This window comes from Thalassoglobus sp. JC818 (genome assembly GCF_040717535.1).
Classification (GTDB): domain Bacteria; phylum Planctomycetota; class Planctomycetia; order Planctomycetales; family Planctomycetaceae; genus Thalassoglobus.
The window spans coordinates 490,901-511,153 of sequence record NZ_JBFEFI010000001.1; the positions used below are offsets into that span (position 1 = coordinate 490,901).

A 20,253-nucleotide genomic window follows, 5' to 3' on the forward strand; every position below is an offset into this window, starting at 1 on the left:
CTACGAGAGTGGACAGCTTTTCGTGAAGCAATTCCCGGGAAAACACTGACAGTGGTGCAGTTCCCCATGCTGTGCGACGAGATCGAGCAACATCATCCAGACGCGGGTGTTGACGCGTGAAGTTCATACAATCCCAAATGAAAAATCGGTCCATCACCTCGACGATCATTGATGTGACAACCTACAATTGCAAAGTGTGACGTCCCATTGACGGGCTGTACTCCGATCACAAGACGATACTAACGGTTGTTTTTCAGAATGTTTCATCAAATCCTCAATCGACGGACATTTCTTTCCAGTTCGGGAGTCGGCCTAGGGAGCGCTGCGCTTTCGAATCTGATTTTCTCCGATCAGCTCCAGGCAGGAGCGACCGAAACTGGCGGACAAGCTGGTCTCCCGCATTTGCCGCAGAAGATCAAACGCGTCATTTTCCTGTGTATGGCGGGGGGACCTTCTCACCTCGAAACATTCGACTACAAGCCCGAACTTGAACGACTGCACGGAAAACCGATGCCAGAGTCGTTCACAGCTGGGCAGCCCATCGCGCAACTTCAGGGTCAAGAGTTGAAATGCCAGAAACCGCTCACGAAATTCGGGCAATACGGGGAGAGCGGGCAACTTGTCAGTGATTTTCTTCCGTGGCATCAGAAAATGGCTGACGACTTCTGCGTCGTCAAATCGCTTGTGACCGAACAGATCAATCACGATCCCGCTCACACGTTCATGAATACCGGAACCGCGATCAGCGGTCGTCCGTCGATGGGATCCTGGATCACCTATGGGCTGGGAAGCGAAACTCAAGATCTTCCGGGATTCGTTGTCATGACGAGCGTCGGGGGACGCAATCCTCAACCGATCGCTTCGCGTCAATGGTCTTCCGGTTTTCTTCCGAGTCAGTTTCAGGGCGTCGAATTCAGTTCCACAGGAGATCCTGTCTACTACGTTCGACCTCCTCAAGGAGTCACGCTGTCACAACAACGACAACTCGTTGATGCGGTCAACGAGTTGAATCGACATCGCAACCAGTCCATTCAGAATCCTGAAGTCGATGCCAGAATCGCAGCTTACGAAATGGCTTTCCGAATGCAGACATCCGTTCCGGAGCTGATGGACATGAGTGGTGAGCCGAAACACATTCTCGATATGTACGGAGCCACTCCAGGTGACGGTTCGTATGCGTCGAACTGCCTGCTTGCGCGGCGTCTGGCAGAGCGTGGGGTCCGATTTATTCAGCTCTATCACCGGGGATGGGACCATCACGGTGGGCTCGAACGATACATGAACATTTGCTGCGACCTCACTGACAAACCGACTTACGCACTCATTCAAGATCTCAAACAACGCGGAATGCTCGAAGATACTCTCGTCATCTGGGGCGGAGAATTCGGTCGAACTCCCATGTCGCAAGAGAAGGGGGGAACCGGCCGCGATCACCATATCAAAGGTTTTTCAATGTGGATGGCCGGAGGCGGAGTCAAAGGTGGAATGAGCTACGGAGCGACCGACGAACTGGGTTACCACGCAGTTGAAAATGTGGCTCACGTGCGAGATCTTCACGCAACCATGCTTCACCTGTTCGGAATCGACCACAATCGATTCACCGTGAAGTTTCAGGGACTCGACCTCGGGCTCACCGGCGTTGAAGAGGCTCACGTGATCAAAGACATTCTTTCCTGATCACTTCCTATTTAAGCCGAACGCGATACTCCGACCATCGGCCCGATTGGGTCGAGGGTTGATGAAACCAAAGCAATTTTTCTCTATTGGAATCCGTATGTCCCAACTGTTTGGCCGAGCTTTACTTCTGTGCTGCCTGACCTTTCTTACATTCTCTTTCCCGACTAATGGGGCGGAAACTTCCACTCCCAACATTGTCTTCATTTTCATTGATGACATGGGATACGGAGATTTGAGTTGCTTCCGCGACCTGGGAGCAGATGGCTGGGATTCGTCGACGATCGATTATTATCCGGAAACGACACATATCGACCAACTGGCTGCAGAGGGCGTACGACTCACGAATTTCTACGTCGCCTCTCCGATTTGTTCTCCCTCACGAGTCGCATGCACAACGGGCCAGTTTCCGTCTCGTCATCTCATCAACTCCTATCTCAACAACCGAAAACGCAATCGTGCTCGTGGCATGGCGGACTATTTACGGTCGGACATTCCGACCATCGCGAAAGCGTTTCAATCGAACGGCTATGCCACCGCACACTTCGGAAAGTGGCACCAGGGTGGGGGACGAGACGTCGACGACGCTCCGCTTCCAACGGAATATGGATTCGATGAGTCACTTGTCTCCTTCGAAGGACTCGGAGACCGGATTCTTCCTCCGGGCGGGCTGTCAGATCAAAGTGAAAAGTTAAACCGTGGAACGGTTACTCGTGTCGAGAAACATGAGCAGACCCCGATCTACATCGACCGCAGCATCGAGTTTATCAAACGCAACAAAGAAAACCCGTTCTACCTGCACCTGTGGTTGAACGATGTTCACGACGCCCACAATCCCGCTCCGGGAACCGCAGAAGAATTCGCATCCGTGACGAGCAATCCGAATGAACAGAACTTCTTCGCTGTTCTCGTTGAGATGGACGAACAGATTGGAAGACTGATCAATGCGATCGATTCAGAAGGCTTGGACGACAACACTTTGGTCCTTCTGACAAGTGATAACGGACCGACAGCCTGGGCTCGATATTACAAAACCGAACATCTCCCAGCTGGCAGCACCGCCGGTTTTCGTGGTCGCAAGTGGTCGCTTTACGAGGGAGGAATTCGAATGCCGATGATTGCACGTTGGCCCGGAAAAATTGCTCCGAACTCCATCAACAAACAACTCATTTTCTCAACGGTCGATTTCTTCCCGACACTGACCTCACTCGTAGGAATCGAACTCAGTTCAGTCCTCGCGGCCAACGGTGTCGACTCGAGTGCCGATGAATACTTCGATGGAGAAGATCTCGGACAGCAGCTACTGACCGGAAAAGGTCAGCGTACTCGGCCACTGTTTTGGGAGTACGGCCGCGATCCGAGCTACCTTCGACCTGGACTGGTCGAAGATCAAAGTCCAAACCTGGCGGTCAGAGATGGTCGTTGGAAGTTGCTGATCAACGCGGACGGCAGCGACGTTCAGCTCTATGACTTGAAAGCATCTGACACTGAAGTTGACGATGTTTCAGAGGATCATCCGAGGATCACTCAACGACTGCGTCGACAGCTTTTGAAATGGCGAGAAGATCTGCCGTCACTGCCGGAAGAGTGATTCGCCGATGAAGAGCGCGAGAGAGACTTGTCAATCGGTCTTGTTGTGCGATTTCATTAACTCGGCATAGTCTTCGCGGACAGGACTGAACACATCCAGCACGACGACAGGGCCATGATTGGCGACCGCCATGTGTTCGACTCCGCCGGGTATGAGAAACATCGCCCCCGGCTCAACAGTCTGTGTTTCACCATCGATCGTCAGGTCGAGTTTGCCCTGCAAGAGAATCCCCGCTTGTTCGTGCGGATGTGAGTGAGACGGAATGACAGCTCCTGCATCCATTTCCAGATAAGACAACATCAGGTTGTTGCCGTGAGGCGTTCTGAGCCTGCAACCGGGAAAGACCTCCACTGCAGGAATTTGATTCAGATCCAGAAAGCCTGCGTGCATGACAACTCCTTGGCGTGCTGAAAACTTGTCAGTCGAAACGTGCTCTCCACTCTAAATCCTGTTGCCTCAGGCAGCAACTTGCTGCAGTCCGCTCAAGTCGTCGCACTTCCTGCAATTAGCAGAGAACTGGCGGAATGAGTCGAGACTCAACGCGAATTCTGTTATAATCTCGTTAGACATCGCATTCGAGAATCGACCTTTAAGCGATTCTTTAGCTGTGAAATGTTGAGTGAGTCGATGGAGGAAAACGACTCGGCGGATTCGATCCGCACCGTAAGACGCATTCTGGAAAGTTCATACTTCTGGGGAGGCCAGTCCAATGCCGGAAGGGTTCAATGCACTTGCCGCTGTCTTTTCTGCCGTACATCTCGGCGATCTGGACGAAGTCCAACAAGCCGTCGAAGACGATCCGAGTTGCGTGCATGCACTCGACGACCACGGGGCCTCGCCTCTTCACTACGCCACACTTCGGGGGCATCGAGAAATCGCTGAATTTCTGATCGAAGCCGGGGCCGATGTCAATCTTCGGGATGGTGAGTTCAGTGCGACTCCTGCCGGTTGGGCGATCGAATTCCTTCGACGTCGAGGCGGGCTTCTGGCGATGGAGATTGACGATCTCGTGGAAGCGATTGATCAAGAAGATTTGAAATTCATCGAACGTTCACTGATTCGCTTTCCAGCTTTAAGAGATGCTGTCTCGATATCTGGTGAACCTCTCCGTACACTTGCGATGTCATGCAGGTCAGAGAGAATTCACCGTCTGTTCGAATAGATAGCTGCAAGTCGCGGACGTATTCTATCCGCATTTCGAATCTACTCGTCGATGATGGTCAAGGTTCGTACTTTAGAACGACGAGTAGCAATCACCGAACGATGAGTCCGCAGTTGTTCGCAGACATCCCGTCTAGAGTCTCATCTGAAACACACAAAGATCCATCACAGTAGAAAGCTAAGTATGTCACGCTCCATCGGCACCACAATCTCCGACAGTCTGCAGATGTCTATGAGCTATGCTGAGCGCCTCTTGAAGGACGTCCCGGCAGATCGATTTGCGAGGTTTGCCAGTGTCGGCGGTGTCGCAGTGGAATCGAATCACCCGGCATTCATTCTCGGACACCTGAGTCTGTATCCAACTCTGATCGTTCAGCAACTCGGCGGAGATGCGTCCAAACTCACACCCTCTGAAAAGAGCCAGCAAGTCTTTTCCAAAACAGCAACCTGTCAGGATGATCCGGACGGAACGATTTACCCAGCGATGGAGGAAGTCGTCCAATCATTCTTCCGAGGTTATGAAGCCGCAATGCTCGAACTCAAGAAGACTCCTGACGCTGAGTTTCAACGCCCTAATCCCGGTGAAGGGCGAATCGTCGAACTGTTCCCAACTCTCTCTTCGATGCATGCATTTTACTGCGGAGGCCACATTATGATGCACCTCGGACAGTTCAGCGCGTGGCGCCGCATGGAGGGAATGGGCGCCGCCTAGGTCGTCTCAATCCACTCAAGCAAACAGGTCCATGACTGGGCGGCCTTTGCCATCTTCGGTGACATAGAACGGTCGTCCCTCAATATCGAATCCGGTACGTGGACTGATCCCCATCGCGTGCATGATGGTGGCATGCAAGTCCATCACTGAGACTGGATCTTTGATTGCGAGAAGAGGACGTTCGTCGGCGGTTTGACCGTACAAGAATCCGCGTTTCAGCCCGCCTCCGAACATCAACACACTCGTTCCGCCGGTGAAGTGGCGGTGCAGCCCATAGTGTTTCTCTTCAGTCATCGTGTCGACTTTGAACGTCGCCTGATCATTCGCATTGGAACCGGGCTGCCCCTCCATGATGGCATCTCGACTAAATTCGGAAGCAACAATCACCAACGTCCGGTCCAGCATTCCTGACTTGTCGAGATCCAAAATCAGCTGTTGAATTGGTCGATCAATTTCGCGATGAAGTCGATCCACCGTCGAGTGTCCGCTGTTGTGCGTATCCCAATGTAAGAACGGAACGTACTCCGTCGTGACTTCGACAAAACGAGTCCCCGCTTCGACAAGTCGCTTGGCCAACAGGCATCCTTGCCCAAAGCGACCCGTGTTATATCTCTCGTATGTTTCTTTCGGTTCGCGATGAATGTCGAAGGCATATCGCGCGTCGTCGCTTAAGAGTCGAGAAGCCTTGTCGAGCGATCGCAGCATCGACTCTTGTTGGTAATCGCTGGCGTAGTCGGTCAGCGGACTTCTCTTCACGAGACTTTGATACAACTTTTCGCGACGACTGAAACGAGCCCCGGTCATTCCCGGAGGTGGTTGAACAGATGCTGCTGCCTGATCGGGGTAGGGGAGGTTCATCGGGCCATATTCACTTCCGAAGAATCCGGCCGTCGTGAACGCTTTCAGTTCCTCTTTTTCTCCGACTCCCTCTAATCTTTGTCCAACGTTGACGAAGGCAGGCATGATCGGATTGACGGGCCCGAGGACCTTCGCCATCCATGAGCCCAAATGTGGACACGCAACCGTTTGCGGCGGGACGTATCCGGTGTGCCAGTGGTATTGATGACGGCTATGCAAAATGCTTCCCAGATCAGGCTGCACCGCTGAGCGGACGAGCGTTGCTTTGTCCATAACAGAAGCGACTCATTCAAGTCCTTCACAGATCTTGATCGAATCGACGTTCGTATCGATGGACGGAAACGTACTCAGTACATCGGCAACTGCCAGCCCCGGTTCGTACGGTCGATATCGCTTAGGATCGAAAGTCTCCGGAGCAGCCATTCCGCCTGCCATCCAAAGCAGAATGCAGGCGTCAGCTGTCGGTTCCGGATGCTCAACCGGCTCCTCTTCAGCCATCAGTCGCCGTGGTGCTCCCGAAGCCATGGCAGCGAGTGATGCAGCAGAAAGTTGCTGCAGGAATCGGCGCCGAGCAACCTTTTCGGCAACCATGGATTTGTATTGATTCAGATTCTTGGGAAATTCCATCGGACTCACTTCGTTTTCGATGATGATCACGGAAGATGAGGGGTTAACTCTTCCGGGTGAGAACACTGCGTTTCGAATTTAAGTCAGCGTTGCCCTGTTTAATCATATCCATACCAACACTTAACGGATCAGAAAAAACTCCGGCGTCAAAACCACAGCCCAGAGCAAGTCTTCGACATCTTCCTTTGTGTAAGGGACTTGCAACGTTTCAACGATGACAGACTTTTCCGAGTCGGTTGGCAGTCGGCCGAAAGCACGGAGATAAATATCTTCAATCAGCGGTTTCACTTCGCCGTCATATTCCTCACAGAACTTCGATGCACCGCTTGAAAGTGTCTCCGCAAAATCGGGATCGTTGGTGAGATGAATTGCTTCGAGTGTCGTCAGTTCACTAGGACGCGAAGAGACGATTTGTTCTCGCATCGGGCGTCCCAGGGCTTGCATGAGAGCATCATTGTTTAGCAGCGATGCTCTCGCTGGTAGAACTTCGAATCGTTCGATCCTCGCGACTTCCTGCTGAAGTTTGCCGCCCACTTCCTGCTCCCAGGCTTGCAGCGTTGGGACGATTGCCACTTTGTGCCAGGGGCCTTTGACTTGACCGAGTCGACCTTCGCGGTCTGCAGGCAAGTTCTCACTCCACTCCCACGAATCGTCCGAGGAAAGCGAAACGGTCGTTCCATTTGCCAGTTTCAGACGGGCTTCAAATATGAAACCCGCCGGATTCGGACCATCTCCGCCGTTTGTTGCTACGACTGAGAAGTTATTCTTCCCGACTTTCAACAGATGATGAATCGGAATCGTGACAGGTTTGTTCCACGCATTACCTGCAACGATTTCCCGTCCGTTGATAAACAACCGGAATTCGTTGTCACACGTCATGGCCGCAGCCCCCTCCTGAACTTTCTGGTCGATCTCCAAGATTTTTCGGAGGACGATTGTCTCCGGACCGGGCGTTTCAGTTTCGCCATCCTTCGAAGATCTCCAGATCCATTTTGCCTGAATCGGAGTTGTTTCGGAAATGGTGCTATCGCTCCTCATGACAGGAGCGTCGATGTCAATCGGGGCAGTTTCAGTGATGCTCCAGACACCGTCCAGAAATTGTTCTGCCGTCATACGACGAGCGCGGGGGCCAGCATAGATAAAGTCAGCAGAATCAGATTCCTGAGCCAGCACTTCAGTCTTTGATTGATAAGCTTCGGATGTCGCGATGAGACGCAGAACTTCTTTGAGGTCGTAGTTCTTCTCGACAAAATACACCGCCAGAAAATCGAGCAGGTCCTCGCTCCACGGTTTGGTCTGCATTGCATCCAGAGGATGAACGATTCCGCGTCCCATCAGCTGTGCCCAAAGTCGATTGACAATCGTTCGCGAGAATCGACCGTTCTGCGCGTCGGTCATCAACGCTGCAAGTTGTTTGAGCCGCTCATCGCGAGGAGCTTGCGGATCAATTTCTCCGAGTTCCGGGAAAACCCAGGCTGCTTTGGCCATTTCTCCAGTTGGCTTGTCGCAGCGATGAATGACTAACTCGTCGGTTGCATAGATGGCAGCCAGGCCATACGCGTCCTCTAGCTTCCAGTGATCGACGAAGCTGTCATGGCACGAAGCGCACTTCATATTGATTCCGAGAAACGCCTGCGAGATCGATTGAGCAAACTGAATCTCAAGCGTCTGTCCAGCGCTGACTTCCCCACGCCATTTAATACCGTCAATGAATCCGCGACTGACATCACTCTCCGGAGAGATGAGCTTCCGCGTGAACTGATCGAATGGAAGATTCTCAACGAGTGCCTGATAAAGCCATCCGCTGATCTGCTTGCGTCCTCCAGTAATAAACCCTGTCCCGGTGTAGTCGTTCCTCAGAAGATCATTCCAGAACGTCAACCAGTGGTCGGCATAGTCGATTCTTCGATTGAGAAGCTCATTGACCAGAGTCGCTCGCTTGTCGACGTCTGAGTCGTTGAGAAACGCCTCCACTTCCGCCGGTGTTGGAAGCAAACCAATCAAGTCGAGGTACACGCGACGCACATATTGTCGATCACTGATTCCCTCGGGAATCGATCGACTTCGCGATTGCAGATATTGATCCAGAATTCGGTCGATCGGATTTTGTCGCCCATTATGAGGAGGCGGCAACTCAACATGTCTCGGCTGAAGCGGGGGTTCGTATACCGATTCTGCGAAAGTGAACGTCTCCTCCCACGGAACGTCGCTTTCGATCCATCTGCGAAGAGTCGCCACTTCCATTTCAGACAGTCGAGGCTTGTCCGGAGGAGGCATTTGAGTGTCAGCATCGTCTGAAGTAATCAGATCAACCAGATAAGAACCCTCGACGTCCCCGGGAACGACATAGCCTTCATCCAGAATCGCATTTCTCGTGTTGATCGAGAAGCCGCCGTTCGCCTTCTTCCCGCCATGACATTCCACGCAATGCTTCTTCAGAATGGGCACAACTTCGTGGGCGAAATCAATCGGTTCAACAGAGCGCGAAGTCGATCCAAAGCCGAAAACAAAGATCGCAAGAGCAGTGATGTTTAGAAATACCGTTCGCAACGGACAGTTCCTTCGAACGAAACAGGGGCAGGGCAAATCACGACGATCCTCAGATCGCGTCGTCGCTGGGGAGGCGACTTCCCTCATCATAGTCGATTACATCAACGGAGATGAACCCATGCCTCAGTTCAATCGCCCGCAGAGCAGTTGTTGAAACTGGTTCCTCCGCACGACTTCATCTGCTTCTCTGGCAATTGACCGATCGCACAGCTAAATTCTGATGGATCAAGCTTCACCCCTCCGTGAGTGAATCCATGGGGCTAGTGACCGTCGACTCAACTGTCGCTCGCCTCTGTGAGACTCACACCCATTCCTCAAGTTCTCATTTGAATTGCCACTTCAGCTCAAAGGATTTCAGCATGAGTCGCAACTTTGCATTGCTCGCATTTGCCGTCTTAGTTTCCGTTGTCGCTTGTGAACTCGTCGCACAACCGCCCGCGGACAATTCTCCCTTCGAGAAGTGGGAGAAAGACATTTCCGCATTTGAAGCGGACGATGTGAAGTCACCGAAAGATAAGGGGCAAATCCTGTTCATTGGCAGCAGCAGCATCAAGCGCTGGAAACTCGATGATTCGTTTCCTGAACTTGATGCCCTCAATCGAGGTTTCGGCGGCTCACAGGTTGCCGACTCGGTCCACTTCTTCGATCGCGCAGTGAAGCCATACCAGCCGCGGCAGATCGTCATGTACGCTGGTGATAATGACCTTGCGAAAGAGAAAACACCCCAACAAATCGCAGATGACTTCGAAGAGTTTCTCACCAAAGTCGAAAAGGCGTTGCCTGGAACGAGAGTGACGTTCATCGCAGTCAAACCGAGCCTGAAACGTTGGAACCTGATCAACAAGGTCCGAGAAACAAACTCGATCATTCGGGGAATGGCAGAAGATAGTGAACACCTGACGTTTGTCGATGTCGACGCCCCCATGCTCGGCAAAGACGGTACTCCTCGTGAAGAATTGTTCGTCGACGATGGACTTCATTTGAGCGACGCTGGCTATGAACTCTGGACGGAATTACTCACTCCGCATCTCCTGGTCGCTGAAAAACAGGCTCGGTAACTTCGAGCCATGCTTTTGAGTCGCTGTGCCTGAAGTTCGTACGCACTTTCTACGTCGACGCGAAACCACAGTTCTTTCCAACTGATTGCGAAAGGTCGGTCATGCCTCAACTTTTCTCCGCTCGTAGCATTGCTGTCCTTTCGTTGGTTTCTGCGTTTCTGAGTTGTTCAGTTTTCGTGTCGTCGTGCTCGGCTCAACAGCCTTCGGAGCGGTCTGGTCGCCCCGCGATTCGAACACTTAACGATCCGTACCATCCATGGAAGCCCGAGGAGACTCTCGGTCAGTGGGAGAAACAGGCCGATCAAATCCGACAACAAATTCTGGTCGCAACCGGCCTATGGCCAATGCCGGAGAAAAAGCCGCTCGATCCGGTCGTTCACGGCGTCGTCGAACGAGACGACTACACCGTCGAACGTGTTTTCTTTGAGAGTCGGCCCGGACTGTTTGTTTCGGGCAGTTTGTATCGCCCCAAAGGCAAGCAAGGTCCATTCCCCGGAATTTTGAGTCCACATGGCCATTGGCAGGATGGCCGGTTCTACTCAGCTTCCGATCGAGATGCTCAAGCTCAAATTGACGCAGGTGCTGAGAAGTTCAAATCGGCCGCTCAATTTCCTCTGCAAGCCCGGATGGTCCAACTCGCACGCATGGGCTGCATCGTGTTTCACTACGACATGATCGGTTACGCCGATAGCAAAACACTCGATCATCGGACTGGATTCAATGACGCAAAAGCTGAGCTGTGGCTTCAGAATTTGATGGGCCTTCAGACATGGAATTCGATCCGAGCCCTCGACTTTCTTGCATCGCTTGATGATGCCGACACGTCGCGTTTAGCAATCACCGGCGCGAGTGGAGGCGGAACGCAAACGATGGTTCTCTCTGCAATTGACCCCCGAGTTTCCGTCGCGTTTCCGGCCGTTATGGTTTCGACAGCGATGCAAGGAGGCTGCGTCTGCGAGAATGCGAGTTACCTGCGTCACAATGTTAACAACGTCGCCATTGCAGCATTGACGGCTCCTCGTCCCATGGCGATGACCGGTGCTGACGACTGGACTATCGATATCGAAACGCGTGGACTTCCGGAGTTGAAACAGGTCTATGAACTCTACGGAGCGTCAGACCTTGTCTCGGCAACAGCATTTCCACAATTCAAGCACAACTACAATGCAGTTTCCCGAAGCGTGATGTATCAGTGGATGAAAGATTTCCTTGATCTCCCTGAACAAACTTCCCTTGAAGAGAAAGATTTTCAGCCGCTGACGATCGAGGAATCGACTGTCTTTTCCTCTGATTCTCCACAACCGGAGTCGGCACTCACAGCTGTCGAACTTCGAAAGTTGATGACGCGTGAAGAACAATCACAGATCGATCAATGGTGGTCATCGCCGCCAGAAGCGAGTTCCGAAGTCATCGGAGTCGCTGTCGATGTCATGCTGAAACCAGACATTCGTGAGGTCAGTCTCGAAATCGATTCGATCGGTGAATCAGAGGGGTTGACTGTCGCGACCGGAATGGTGACTTATGACGGTGGTTATCTCGTCCCCACAATCTCGGTGTCTGACTCTTCCATCCCGTCCAAGGGTCTCGTCATCTGGTTCGATTCATCAGACATTCCTTCGATGTTCGATGCTGATGAGAACATCCCCGAACCGGTTCAAAAACTGGCACGCTCCGGGCACACTGTCGTCACTGCTCGACTTTACCAGAATGGCGAAGACGCCATTTCGGAACTCACAAAAGTCGACGAACGATTCCCCGGTTACACGTTGGGATACAATCTCCCGCTGGTGACCGAACGAGTTCGCGACATTCTCGCTGTCGTCGCTGCAAATTCCGGAAAGAGCGACGAAGACATCACGCTCGTTGGAACGGGCGAATCCGGGGTGTGGACGCTGCTTGCGTCGATCGCAGCCCGCAACAATGCCCGACTGTCATCGATCTCCATGAAAACGGTCATCGACCTGAACGGGTTTACTTTCGCCGAAATCGATTCCGTTCAAGACCCGAATCTGCTTCCCGGAGCATTGAAGTACGGTGGACTCGCAGGACTCAGCCGTTGGGCACTGTCTTCAACAACCGGACAGAATTCTGAAGTCCGCCTCTTCGGGGTGTCGAATGTGAAACAGTTCGAACGCGCCTTTAAGAACATCGATCGACCGAAGGTCCACCTTTCGGAAGAATCGCTCTCGCTTGAGAAACTTTCTGAGAGTGAACTTTCAAAGTGAGTTCAATCTGTCTCGGATGAGAGAATTCGGCACGGTTCGCGTGGCTGCGGGTTTCTTCCCGGAACGTCAGGTCTATGATTGCTTGGATCAAATTCACGCCGATCTTGATGCTGACGATGCACCATCGGCCCGTTTTCTCCCTCAATCATTCGGTACAGCCACAACATGGGACGTCGAGAGTACGCGGTCATTGTCGCGGGTTTGATTATTCTGAGCCTGGTGATCTTCAGAGAAAATCAGATCGACCAATGGAGAAAGAATCCGCCACAATCCATCGTCCCGCGCCGGCTTGCTCCGAAGTTTCAACTGGCTGATCACAGACGAAACATCGTCAAGCTGGAAGGACTTCTGGGACGCCATCAGATCGTGCTGATTTTCTTCGATGGAGAATCAGGTGTCGATGGAGATCCGAGGACCAAATCTGTGATTGAAAACTTCCCCGCGCTCAGTGCTTCGGGGATTAAGATTCTGGCTGTCAGCACAGCAACTCCGTACGCAAACGAACAGGCCGAAGAGCGGCTCGGACAGCCGATTCCTTTTTCGGTTCTCACTGATGTCGACTTTAGCAATCTCGCCCCGCGTCCGCTTCCTGCCCATACAGCATGGGGGAAAGTCTCTGAAACGGGCGAACCGGAATCCGGAGTATTTCTGATCGGTCGAGACGGAACAGTCGCGTTTGGCGACAACGGATTTCCAATCGCAGTTGCTGACGAGAACTCAGTCCTGAAACAATTGAGTCAAGGTGTCTGGCCGACAGTCAATTGACTCTTAGAGCAAGTAGTCTTACTCATCAACTTGTGACTGCTTTGTGTCTGCAATCCAGCTGAGCACTTCCTCCTCAAGCAGGTCGAGAGTCACTGCACCGTTGCGAAGAACAACGTCGTGAAACTCGCGAATGTCAAACTGATCTCCCAGCTCGTGTTCACTCTTTCGTCGAAGCTCTTGAATCTTGAGTTCACCAATCTTGTAAGCTAACGCTTGCCCGGGCCAGGAGATGTAGCGATCGATTTCGTTTTCGATGTCGAGCATGGTCTTCGCAGTGTTCTCGGCAAAGAAGTCAATCGCTCGCTGACGTGACCACCGTTGGTGATGCATACCGGTGTCGACCACAAGACGAACAGCTCTCCACATCTCGTAGGTGAGTTGTCCGAACTTTGAATATGGGTCCCGATAAAGGCCAAGGTCTTCCCCGAGACTTTCGGCATACAATCCCCATCCCTCAACAAAAGCGGTGTAGCCCTCGAAACGACGGAACCGAGGAAGCTGTTCGAGTTCCTGAGCGAGGGCAATCTGCAGGTGATGTCCGGGGACCGATTCATGCAGTGACAAGGCTTCGATTTCGTACTTCGGTCGAACTTCCGGCCGATAGAGATTGACGAAGTAAGTGCCTGCGCGAGTTCCGTCAGCAGCTGGAGGACGATAGTAAGCGGTCGTCGTGTCAGGAGCGATGTGTGAAGGAATCGCCTCCACTCCGTATGGAATTCGGGGAAGCCGTTTGAAGAGCTTCACGAGTTGCGGATCAATCTTTTTGCAGACAGCCAGGTTCGCCAACAAAAGCTCGTCGCTCGTCTCGTAGTAGAATCGTGGATCAGTGCGAAGCATCTCAAGAAAGTCCGCGAACGATCCCTCGAAGTTCAGCTCCTCAATAATCTGTTCCATTTCTCCTCGAATGCGGGCCACTTCAGAGAGTCCGATGGAATGAATCTGCGTCGGCGTCAGCTCGGTCGTTGTGAACTGACGACACCGAAGTCGATAAAGTTCTTCTCCACTGGGAACCTGCCAGACCCCCACTTCAGGATGACACTTCGGGAGATATTCATTCTCGAAGAATTCCTGTAATCGGACGTAGCTGGGCAGGATCTGCTCATTGATTGCTTGGACAGCTCGTTCGGTCAACTGTTGCTGATCAGACTCGCTGATGGCATCGGGGAAATCACGAAACGGTTTGAAAAACAGATGGTCCTCGGGTTCGTCAACGATCTGTTTTTGAATCTGATCAGGAATTCGTTCCATGATGACGCGAGGGTGAATTACTCCGGTCTCCGCCCCGCGCCGCATGAGTGCAAGAGTTTGATCCATGTACTTTGGGAATGCTTCCATCCGCGCAATCCAGTCTTCGTAGTCAGCAACCTTTTCAAATCGGAGACTGTCAGCCGTCGACCCTGCGTTTTGAATTCCCCCTCGCTGTGTCAAAGGCACCAGGTACCAGGCGAAAGGATGAGCATCGACTTGAAACTGATACTTGCGAAGAAATAGTCGGTAGTTGATCTGCTCTTCTTCTGACAATTCTTCAACTGGGATCGTCTCCAACTTCTCAAGAACGGCTCGATCCGCGAGATGGGATTTTTCAATCGCTGCCAGGCTTAAGTCTGGCCACTGGTTATTGAATCTTCGGTCGCCCAGCGAAGAAGCCCATGTTGGCGATTCTCGCATCGTTCGATCCCACTCGGAATCGAATAGATCCTGCAGTCGATCTCCGGCGTTCTTAGATTCGGATTGTCCCCAAAGAGTGCTGGGGACAACTGCGAAGACCGTCAGAAGAAATACGAAACAGCGGAAAGATCGAAGCGTCATAACATTCATCGATTCTGTGTGAACATTCCGAGTGGAGAGTCAACTCACGATTGATGCGAACAGATTTCGAATACGTGTTGTCAGTATTTATCTCGACCATGTATCCGAAGAACGACTCGCACCAACTTATAGCAGGGGCGTCCTGTTTTTTCGATTCGCGAAAGGATTTCAACCCGGCTCGACGCAAAGTTCTTCACAGAACGATAGAATGCCCGCTGCCGGAAAACTCCGCGCGATCAACCAAAGAGCCTTTCTTATGATGAATCTCACGAAACAACTCATCGAGTACGTCAAGAAGCCCGGTTATCGGCCAATGAAAGTGAAGACGCTGGCCAAGAAACTCGGTGTGACGAAAAAGAAAGCGGCCAAGTTCGATGCCGCTCTCGAAGAAGGACTCGCCAGCGGTGAAATTCAACTCAGCGACAGCGGACGAATTCGTTCCAAGGTTCCGAAAGGGAACCATCTTGGAATCGTTCATCGAATCAAAAGCGGTGATGCTTACATCATCCTCCGCGAGCCAAAACCGGTCGGTCTGACGGATGACATTTTCGTCGACAAGAAAGACCTTCAGGATGCGCAAAACGGAGACGAAGTTCTCATCGGTCTACTCCAACGACGCAAGGGCAGGGGACAACGGTGCGGATACGTCGTCGAAGTCGTTGAGCGCGCGACCAATGTCTTCGTGGGAACTTACTCAGAGGACGACGAATCGGGTTGGGTGCAGATCGATGGGAAAGACTTCCTCGAACCTGTCTGGGTGGGCGACCCGGGAGCGAAAGGAGCGGTCGAAGGCGATAAGGTCGTCATCGAGATGCTTCGGTTCCCAGCAGTGGGCCAAGTTGGAGAAGCTGTCCTCACCGAAGTTCTCGGAACGCGTGGGCAGCCGGGCGTCGAAACGCAAATGGTCATCCACGAATTTGGAATTCCTGAAGAGTTTTCTCCAGCGGCGTTGGAAGATGCTCGACTGGAAGCTGAGAACTTCGATGAACACAACCTCGAAGGCCGTGAGGACCTGACGAATCACACCATCGTCACGATCGATCCCGCCACAGCTCGCGACTTTGACGATGCCATTTCTCTCGAGCGAATCGAACGTGGACACTGGCTGTTGGGCGTCCACATCGCCGATGTCTCGCACTTTGTGCAGCCCGGAACAGCCTTGGATCGCGACGCGGAAAAACGCGGCACGAGTGTGTATCTGCCGACCAAAGTGATTCCGATGCTGCCTGAAGTGATCTCGAACGGACTTGCTTCGCTGCAGGAGAATCGCGTGCGCTATGCGATGTCCGCATTCATTGAGTTCAGCGAAGAAGGCATCCCGATCGCAACCCGTTTCGCCCGCAGCGCAATTCGCGTTAGCCAACGTTTCGCTTATGAAGAAGTGATGCCGATTCTGGACACCGCCGATGAAGAGCCAATTGACGGGGTTTCGCCCGAGATTCGTAAGCTACTCAAGGACATGCACACGTTGGCGATGATTCTCCGCAAACGTCGCTTCGAAAAGGGATCGCTCGAACTCGACATGCCGGAAGTTCGACTGGAACTCGATCAAGACGGAAACGTCAGCGGAGCCCACGAATCAGAACATGACGAGAGTCACGAAATCATCGAAGAGTTCATGCTCGCAGCCAACATCGCTGTGGCAGTCCGACTGACAGATGAAGGCTTGAACTACCTGCGTCGAGCCCATCCCGATCCCGCGGAACCAAAGCTGAAAGCGTTGAAGGAATTCGTCGAGATTCTCGGCTTTTCATTTGATCGATTTCAAAGTCGTCAGGATCTACAAAAGCTTCTGCGGACTGTTCGCGGAACGCCTGAAGAACGCCCCATCAACTATGCTGTCCTCCGCAGCTTAAAGCAGGCTCTCTATACCCCGATGGACATGGGGCACTACGCACTCGCAGAGGATCACTACTGCCACTTCACAAGTCCGATCCGTCGCTATCCGGATCTTCACATCCATCGACTGATGGCTTCAGTGATCTTCGATAACCTGGCGGATGCTCGTCCCTCTGAGGAAGAACTGGTCCGCTTGGGACACCATTGCTCGCTCACTGAAAGACGAGCAGAGCAGGCGGAACGCGAACTCACGAAGATTAAGTTGCTCTCGTACTTCGAAGATAAGATCGGTGAAAAACTGCACGCGGTGATTACGGGTGTCGACCGTTTCGGGTTCTTCTGCCGTGGAATCGAGATTCCCGCCGAAGGACTTGTTCCTGTTGCCACGATTCCCGGAAATGATTTCTTCGAATTCGATCGACCCGCGATGGCGCTCGTCGGTCGCAGCACCGGAGAGACCTTCCGGCTTGGAGACCCGGTGCTCGTTGAAGTTGCGCGGGTTGACGTCGACAGACGCGAACTCAACTTCCGCCTGTTGACTCATTCTTCACAAAAGCGTCCGCCGAAAAAATCGACACAGCAGGACAAGTCCAACAAGAAGTCGTCCGGAAAAATGTCATCCAAGCGAGGCCGAAAGCCTTCCTCGAAACAGACCCGCGGAGGCGGAAAAGGAAAACGCAATCAGAACCGGAAAAAACGCTGATGACAGGTTTTCTGAGATTCTGAGACAGAATTCCCAGAAAGTTGTACGAAATTCGCAGCTGACTCGCACTCTTATTATGGAGGGCTTTTTTCAGGAGTAGTCAGATGCGATTGACGTTACGGACAGTGCTTGCCTATCTCGACGACGTGCTCGAGCCGAATCAGGCTCGAGAACTCGGTGAGAAAATCAGTCAGAGCAAAGAAGCTTCTGAACTGATCAATAAGATTCAGACGGCGATTCGCCGTCGGCGCATCGGAGCACCGGAACTGGCTGGCCCTGGTTCCGGTCCCGATCCAAACGTTGTTTCCGAGTATCTTGAGAACGTGCTGCAGCCCGATCAGGTGGTCGAATTCGAACGTCTCTGTCGACAATCCGACATTCATCTCGCCGAAGTTGCCGCGTGTCACAAAATCCTCACGATGGTCGTCGGTCAGCCTGTTGAGGTGAGCGATAGCCTTCGCGATCGAATGTATGCACTCGGAACGAGAAAGACGGAATTTCCCGTTCCATCTCAGGCTCAAACTGCCCCAGCCATGACCTCCGGAATTGGCAACCATCATCCCAAAGACCGTACCGAAGGTATTCCGGACTATCTGCGGCCAAAGTCTCGGTCAACTCAAATCTGGACCGGTCTCGTGGTTGCACTCATGATCGGCGTCTGGGTCTTCCTCGTCGCTTCCGATCAGTCGATCTGGGAAACACCGGAAAGTCCAAAGATCATCGCAAGCCATACTCCAGACGTGCCGTCACCGGAGGAAGCTGACAAGGGCGAAGCAGGACCTGCGAACAAGAATGCCAAACCAGGAGCCGACTCGACGAAACCGCCTGCTGACCGCCCGAATCAAAGACCGTCGGAAACTCCCGTAGCGAATAATGGGGGACGGCCGACTAACGTCTCAGCCAATCCGCCACCGCCTCCGGAAGAAATCGCATCCGCAAACTCAGTTCCGCGCCCGAATGTCAACGTCCCTGTCCCCCCAGCACCGGGTGACACTGGCAATCCAATCGTCCCCGCCGGAGATGAAAACACCCCGGCAGATGACTCGAAGCCCGATCCGGTCCCACCTGCACCGGCTCGATTGCCTGAAGTGCTCGCGACAGTGCAGACCGATGACGGAGTCTCAGTCGCAAGTTCCGAGCTGGATCAAATATGGCAGGTCCGAAATCAGGGAGAACTCGCTGTCGATGAGACGTTTGCTGTTCCGGATCCTTACATTTCTCAAGTCTCGATCGGAGAAGATCTCACGATCGATGTCATGAAACATTCCCGCTTGCAGCGACTCCCTCGACTTGAAGGAGAAATGGCAGCTGTGGAAATCGATCGCGGTCGCATGATCTTCGAACGACCGGAAGTCTCCATCGAACCGGTCACTCTCGGAATCGTCATCGACCAGAAGCGATGGGCGGTCAAGTTCCTCGAACCCGGTACTCGACTGGCCGTAGAAGTCGATTTTCCACAACCGGACGGATTTCCACCTCCTCCCGTTTCGCCCGGGTTCATCGGAGGCATCGCTGTACTCTCCGGAAAAGTCCAATTGGAAACGGAAGGACGTCCAGCGACCGAGATCTCTGAATCGAATGCGTGGCTCTCCCTGGCGACACTCCGCAACCCTCAAAGTGAGCTTCAGGGTGGAGCGATTCCCATGGTCTTCCTGACACAAGAACAGGAAACTCCCGCGCGTCGTCAACTCGCCAAAGCCTTCGAACGTGAATTCGGTACGAATGTGTTTGTCAGTGTTGCGCCAGTCATTCACGACCGGAGAGCCGGAGTTTCCGAGATGGCAGCCAAGACCATGGCTCTGATCGGACATCCTCTCGAACTCGTGTCCGCGCTTCAATCGGAGCATGAGGAAACGCGAGTCGTCGCGATCAATGAGCTGCAGAAGTGGCTTCTCTCCAATCCGCAGAACGCCGTCAAGTTTAGGGAAGAAGCCAATCGCTATTACAAATCAGAAGTCGTCGATGCTCTTGAGAGAATGCTATGGGGATACGGTCCGAGCGATGGCCAATCTCCAGAAGTGAGTCAACAGCTTGTCGGCCTGCTTCTCGATGATGAATTGGCAATCCGTGAACTGGCGTTCTTCCATATCTCCAGACTCAGCGGAAGAACCTACAACTATCACGCTCAGCTTCCGCTTGTCGAACGACGTGCGGCCAGCAGTCGCTGGATTGAATATCTCGACCGTGAAGGTTCACTGATTCCTGCCGAATAGATTTGGTTGGATACAAAGATAAATCGACCGGACCGATTGCACCTCGCTGTCGTCCGGTCTTTTCTTTTAAGTTGACGGAACCTCATCCGATAGGTGGTTCCAGCTTCTGTGAATCACCGTCGAAACGAGTCCAGCATGAAGAATGTGCAGATCCGTCACAAAACTTCACAGCGGTTTCAGCGGTGTCATTGACGGACCAGCATCCGAAGTCGCAACTCTCGACCAGTCCTGCTAGCGCGAACGGCCGATTTCGCCGATCCTTTTTTCAGCGGAGTCAAAGTACATTTGATCTTCTTTCCACTTTCGAGTGGATCGTGATGATAAGCTGCTTTGGTGTGTGATGATGTTTGTCCACTTGACGACATCGTCATCACATTTACTCCGTTGCCGGTACTGTCTGATCATCTGCACAGTGCAGGCCGAATTGTCTGGGAACTCATGACGTATCCCCGGTCGCTCACGGACGAA

General features: G+C 52.7%; 12 protein-coding genes and 1 pseudogene. 9 read left to right on the forward strand and 4 right to left on the reverse strand.

The annotated features are described in order from the left end of the window. Nucleotides 1-258 precede the first annotated feature (258 nt). Together AB1L42_RS01735 and AB1L42_RS01740 are read left to right on the forward strand one after the other, a co-directional pair. Nucleotides 259-1,677, forward strand: coding sequence for a DUF1501 domain-containing protein (locus tag AB1L42_RS01735; RefSeq protein WP_367050508.1), 1,419 nt, complete (start codon nt 259-261; stop codon nt 1,675-1,677). A gap of 97 nt (nt 1,678-1,774) precedes the next feature. Next, nucleotides 1,775-3,265: a sulfatase-like hydrolase/transferase gene (locus AB1L42_RS01740; protein ID WP_367050510.1), complete on the forward strand. Its 1,491-nt coding sequence runs from the start codon at nt 1,775-1,777 to the stop codon at nt 3,263-3,265. 30 nt (nt 3,266-3,295) lie between these two features. Here AB1L42_RS01740 and AB1L42_RS01745 read toward each other — a convergent pair whose 3' ends face one another. Continuing rightward, nucleotides 3,296-3,655 (reverse strand): cupin domain-containing protein, encoded by a 360-nt coding sequence (locus tag AB1L42_RS01745; protein WP_367050512.1) that lies wholly within the window; start codon nt 3,653-3,655, stop codon nt 3,296-3,298. 319 nt (nt 3,656-3,974) lie between these two features. Here AB1L42_RS01745 and AB1L42_RS01750 point away from each other — a divergent pair, with 319 nt between their 5' ends. Then, nucleotides 3,975-4,427, forward strand: a complete 453-nt coding sequence (locus tag AB1L42_RS01750; protein ID WP_367050514.1) for an ankyrin repeat domain-containing protein — start codon at nt 3,975-3,977, stop codon at nt 4,425-4,427. A 183-nt stretch (nt 4,428-4,610) separates the two neighbouring features. Next, nucleotides 4,611-5,138 carry a DinB family protein gene (locus AB1L42_RS01755; protein ID WP_367050516.1) on the forward strand — a complete coding sequence of 176 codons (528 nt, stop codon included), beginning with the start codon at nt 4,611-4,613 and terminating at the stop codon, nt 5,136-5,138. Between the two features lie 15 nt (nt 5,139-5,153). Here AB1L42_RS01755 and AB1L42_RS01760 read toward each other — a convergent pair. Both AB1L42_RS01760 and AB1L42_RS01765 read right to left on the reverse strand, forming a co-directional pair. Further along, nucleotides 5,154-6,623, reverse strand: a pseudogene (locus tag AB1L42_RS01760) (DUF1501 domain-containing protein). Nucleotides 6,624-6,743: 120 nt separating this feature from the next. Continuing rightward, nucleotides 6,744-9,173 carry a DUF1549 domain-containing protein gene (locus AB1L42_RS01765; protein ID WP_367050518.1) on the reverse strand — a complete coding sequence of 810 codons (2,430 nt, stop codon included), beginning with the start codon at nt 9,171-9,173 and terminating at the stop codon, nt 6,744-6,746. A 359-nt stretch (nt 9,174-9,532) separates the two neighbouring features. On the opposite strand from AB1L42_RS01765, the gene AB1L42_RS01770 reads away from it, so the two are divergent. From AB1L42_RS01770 to AB1L42_RS01780, 3 genes are all read left to right on the forward strand, one after another. Next, a complete protein-coding gene (locus AB1L42_RS01770) occupies nt 9,533-10,231 on the forward strand; it encodes an SGNH/GDSL hydrolase family protein (RefSeq protein WP_367050520.1) in 699 nt (232 codons plus the stop codon). Nucleotides 10,232-10,407: 176 nt separating this feature from the next. Next, nucleotides 10,408-12,456, forward strand: coding sequence for a hypothetical protein (locus AB1L42_RS01775; RefSeq protein WP_367050522.1), 2,049 nt, complete (start codon nt 10,408-10,410; stop codon nt 12,454-12,456). A 165-nt stretch (nt 12,457-12,621) separates the two neighbouring features. Then, complete coding sequence (locus tag AB1L42_RS01780; RefSeq protein ID WP_367050524.1) at nt 12,622-13,221, forward strand: redoxin domain-containing protein; 600 nt, start codon at nt 12,622-12,624, stop codon at nt 13,219-13,221. 18 nt (nt 13,222-13,239) lie between these two features. Here AB1L42_RS01780 and AB1L42_RS01785 read toward each other — a convergent pair whose 3' ends face one another. Continuing rightward, nucleotides 13,240-15,030, reverse strand: coding sequence for a DUF885 domain-containing protein (locus tag AB1L42_RS01785; protein WP_367050526.1), 1,791 nt, complete (start codon nt 15,028-15,030; stop codon nt 13,240-13,242). Nucleotides 15,031-15,286: 256 nt separating this feature from the next. On the opposite strand from AB1L42_RS01785, the gene rnr reads away from it, so the two are divergent. Further along, nucleotides 15,287-17,572, forward strand: a complete 2,286-nt coding sequence (rnr, locus tag AB1L42_RS01790) for a ribonuclease R (RefSeq protein ID WP_367050528.1) — start codon at nt 15,287-15,289, stop codon at nt 17,570-17,572. A gap of 104 nt (nt 17,573-17,676) precedes the next feature. Then, nucleotides 17,677-19,785 (forward strand): hypothetical protein, encoded by a 2,109-nt coding sequence (locus AB1L42_RS01795; RefSeq protein ID WP_367050530.1) that lies wholly within the window; start codon nt 17,677-17,679, stop codon nt 19,783-19,785. Nucleotides 19,786-20,253 lie beyond the last annotated feature (468 nt).

Bases quoted from the DNA above. Each gene is read 5' to 3' on its own strand.
- AB1L42_RS01735 (WP_367050508.1), top strand. From the start codon at position 259: ATGTTTCATCAAATCCTCAATCGACGGACATTTCTTTCCAGTTCGGGA.
- AB1L42_RS01740 (WP_367050510.1), top strand. From the start codon at position 1,775: ATGTCCCAACTGTTTGGCCGAGCTTTACTTCTGTGCTGCCTGACCTTT.
- AB1L42_RS01745 (WP_367050512.1), bottom strand. From the start codon at position 3,655: ATGCACGCAGGCTTTCTGGATCTGAATCAAATTCCTGCAGTGGAGGTC.
- AB1L42_RS01750 (WP_367050514.1), top strand. From the start codon at position 3,975: ATGCCGGAAGGGTTCAATGCACTTGCCGCTGTCTTTTCTGCCGTACAT.
- AB1L42_RS01755 (WP_367050516.1), top strand. From the start codon at position 4,611: ATGTCACGCTCCATCGGCACCACAATCTCCGACAGTCTGCAGATGTCT.
- AB1L42_RS01770 (WP_367050520.1), top strand. From the start codon at position 9,533: ATGAGTCGCAACTTTGCATTGCTCGCATTTGCCGTCTTAGTTTCCGTT.
- AB1L42_RS01780 (WP_367050524.1), top strand. From the start codon at position 12,622: ATGGGACGTCGAGAGTACGCGGTCATTGTCGCGGGTTTGATTATTCTG.
- AB1L42_RS01785 (WP_367050526.1), bottom strand. From the start codon at position 15,030: ATGACGCTTCGATCTTTCCGCTGTTTCGTATTTCTTCTGACGGTCTTC.
- rnr (WP_367050528.1), top strand. From the start codon at position 15,287: ATGATGAATCTCACGAAACAACTCATCGAGTACGTCAAGAAGCCCGGT.
- AB1L42_RS01795 (WP_367050530.1), top strand. From the start codon at position 17,677: ATGCGATTGACGTTACGGACAGTGCTTGCCTATCTCGACGACGTGCTC.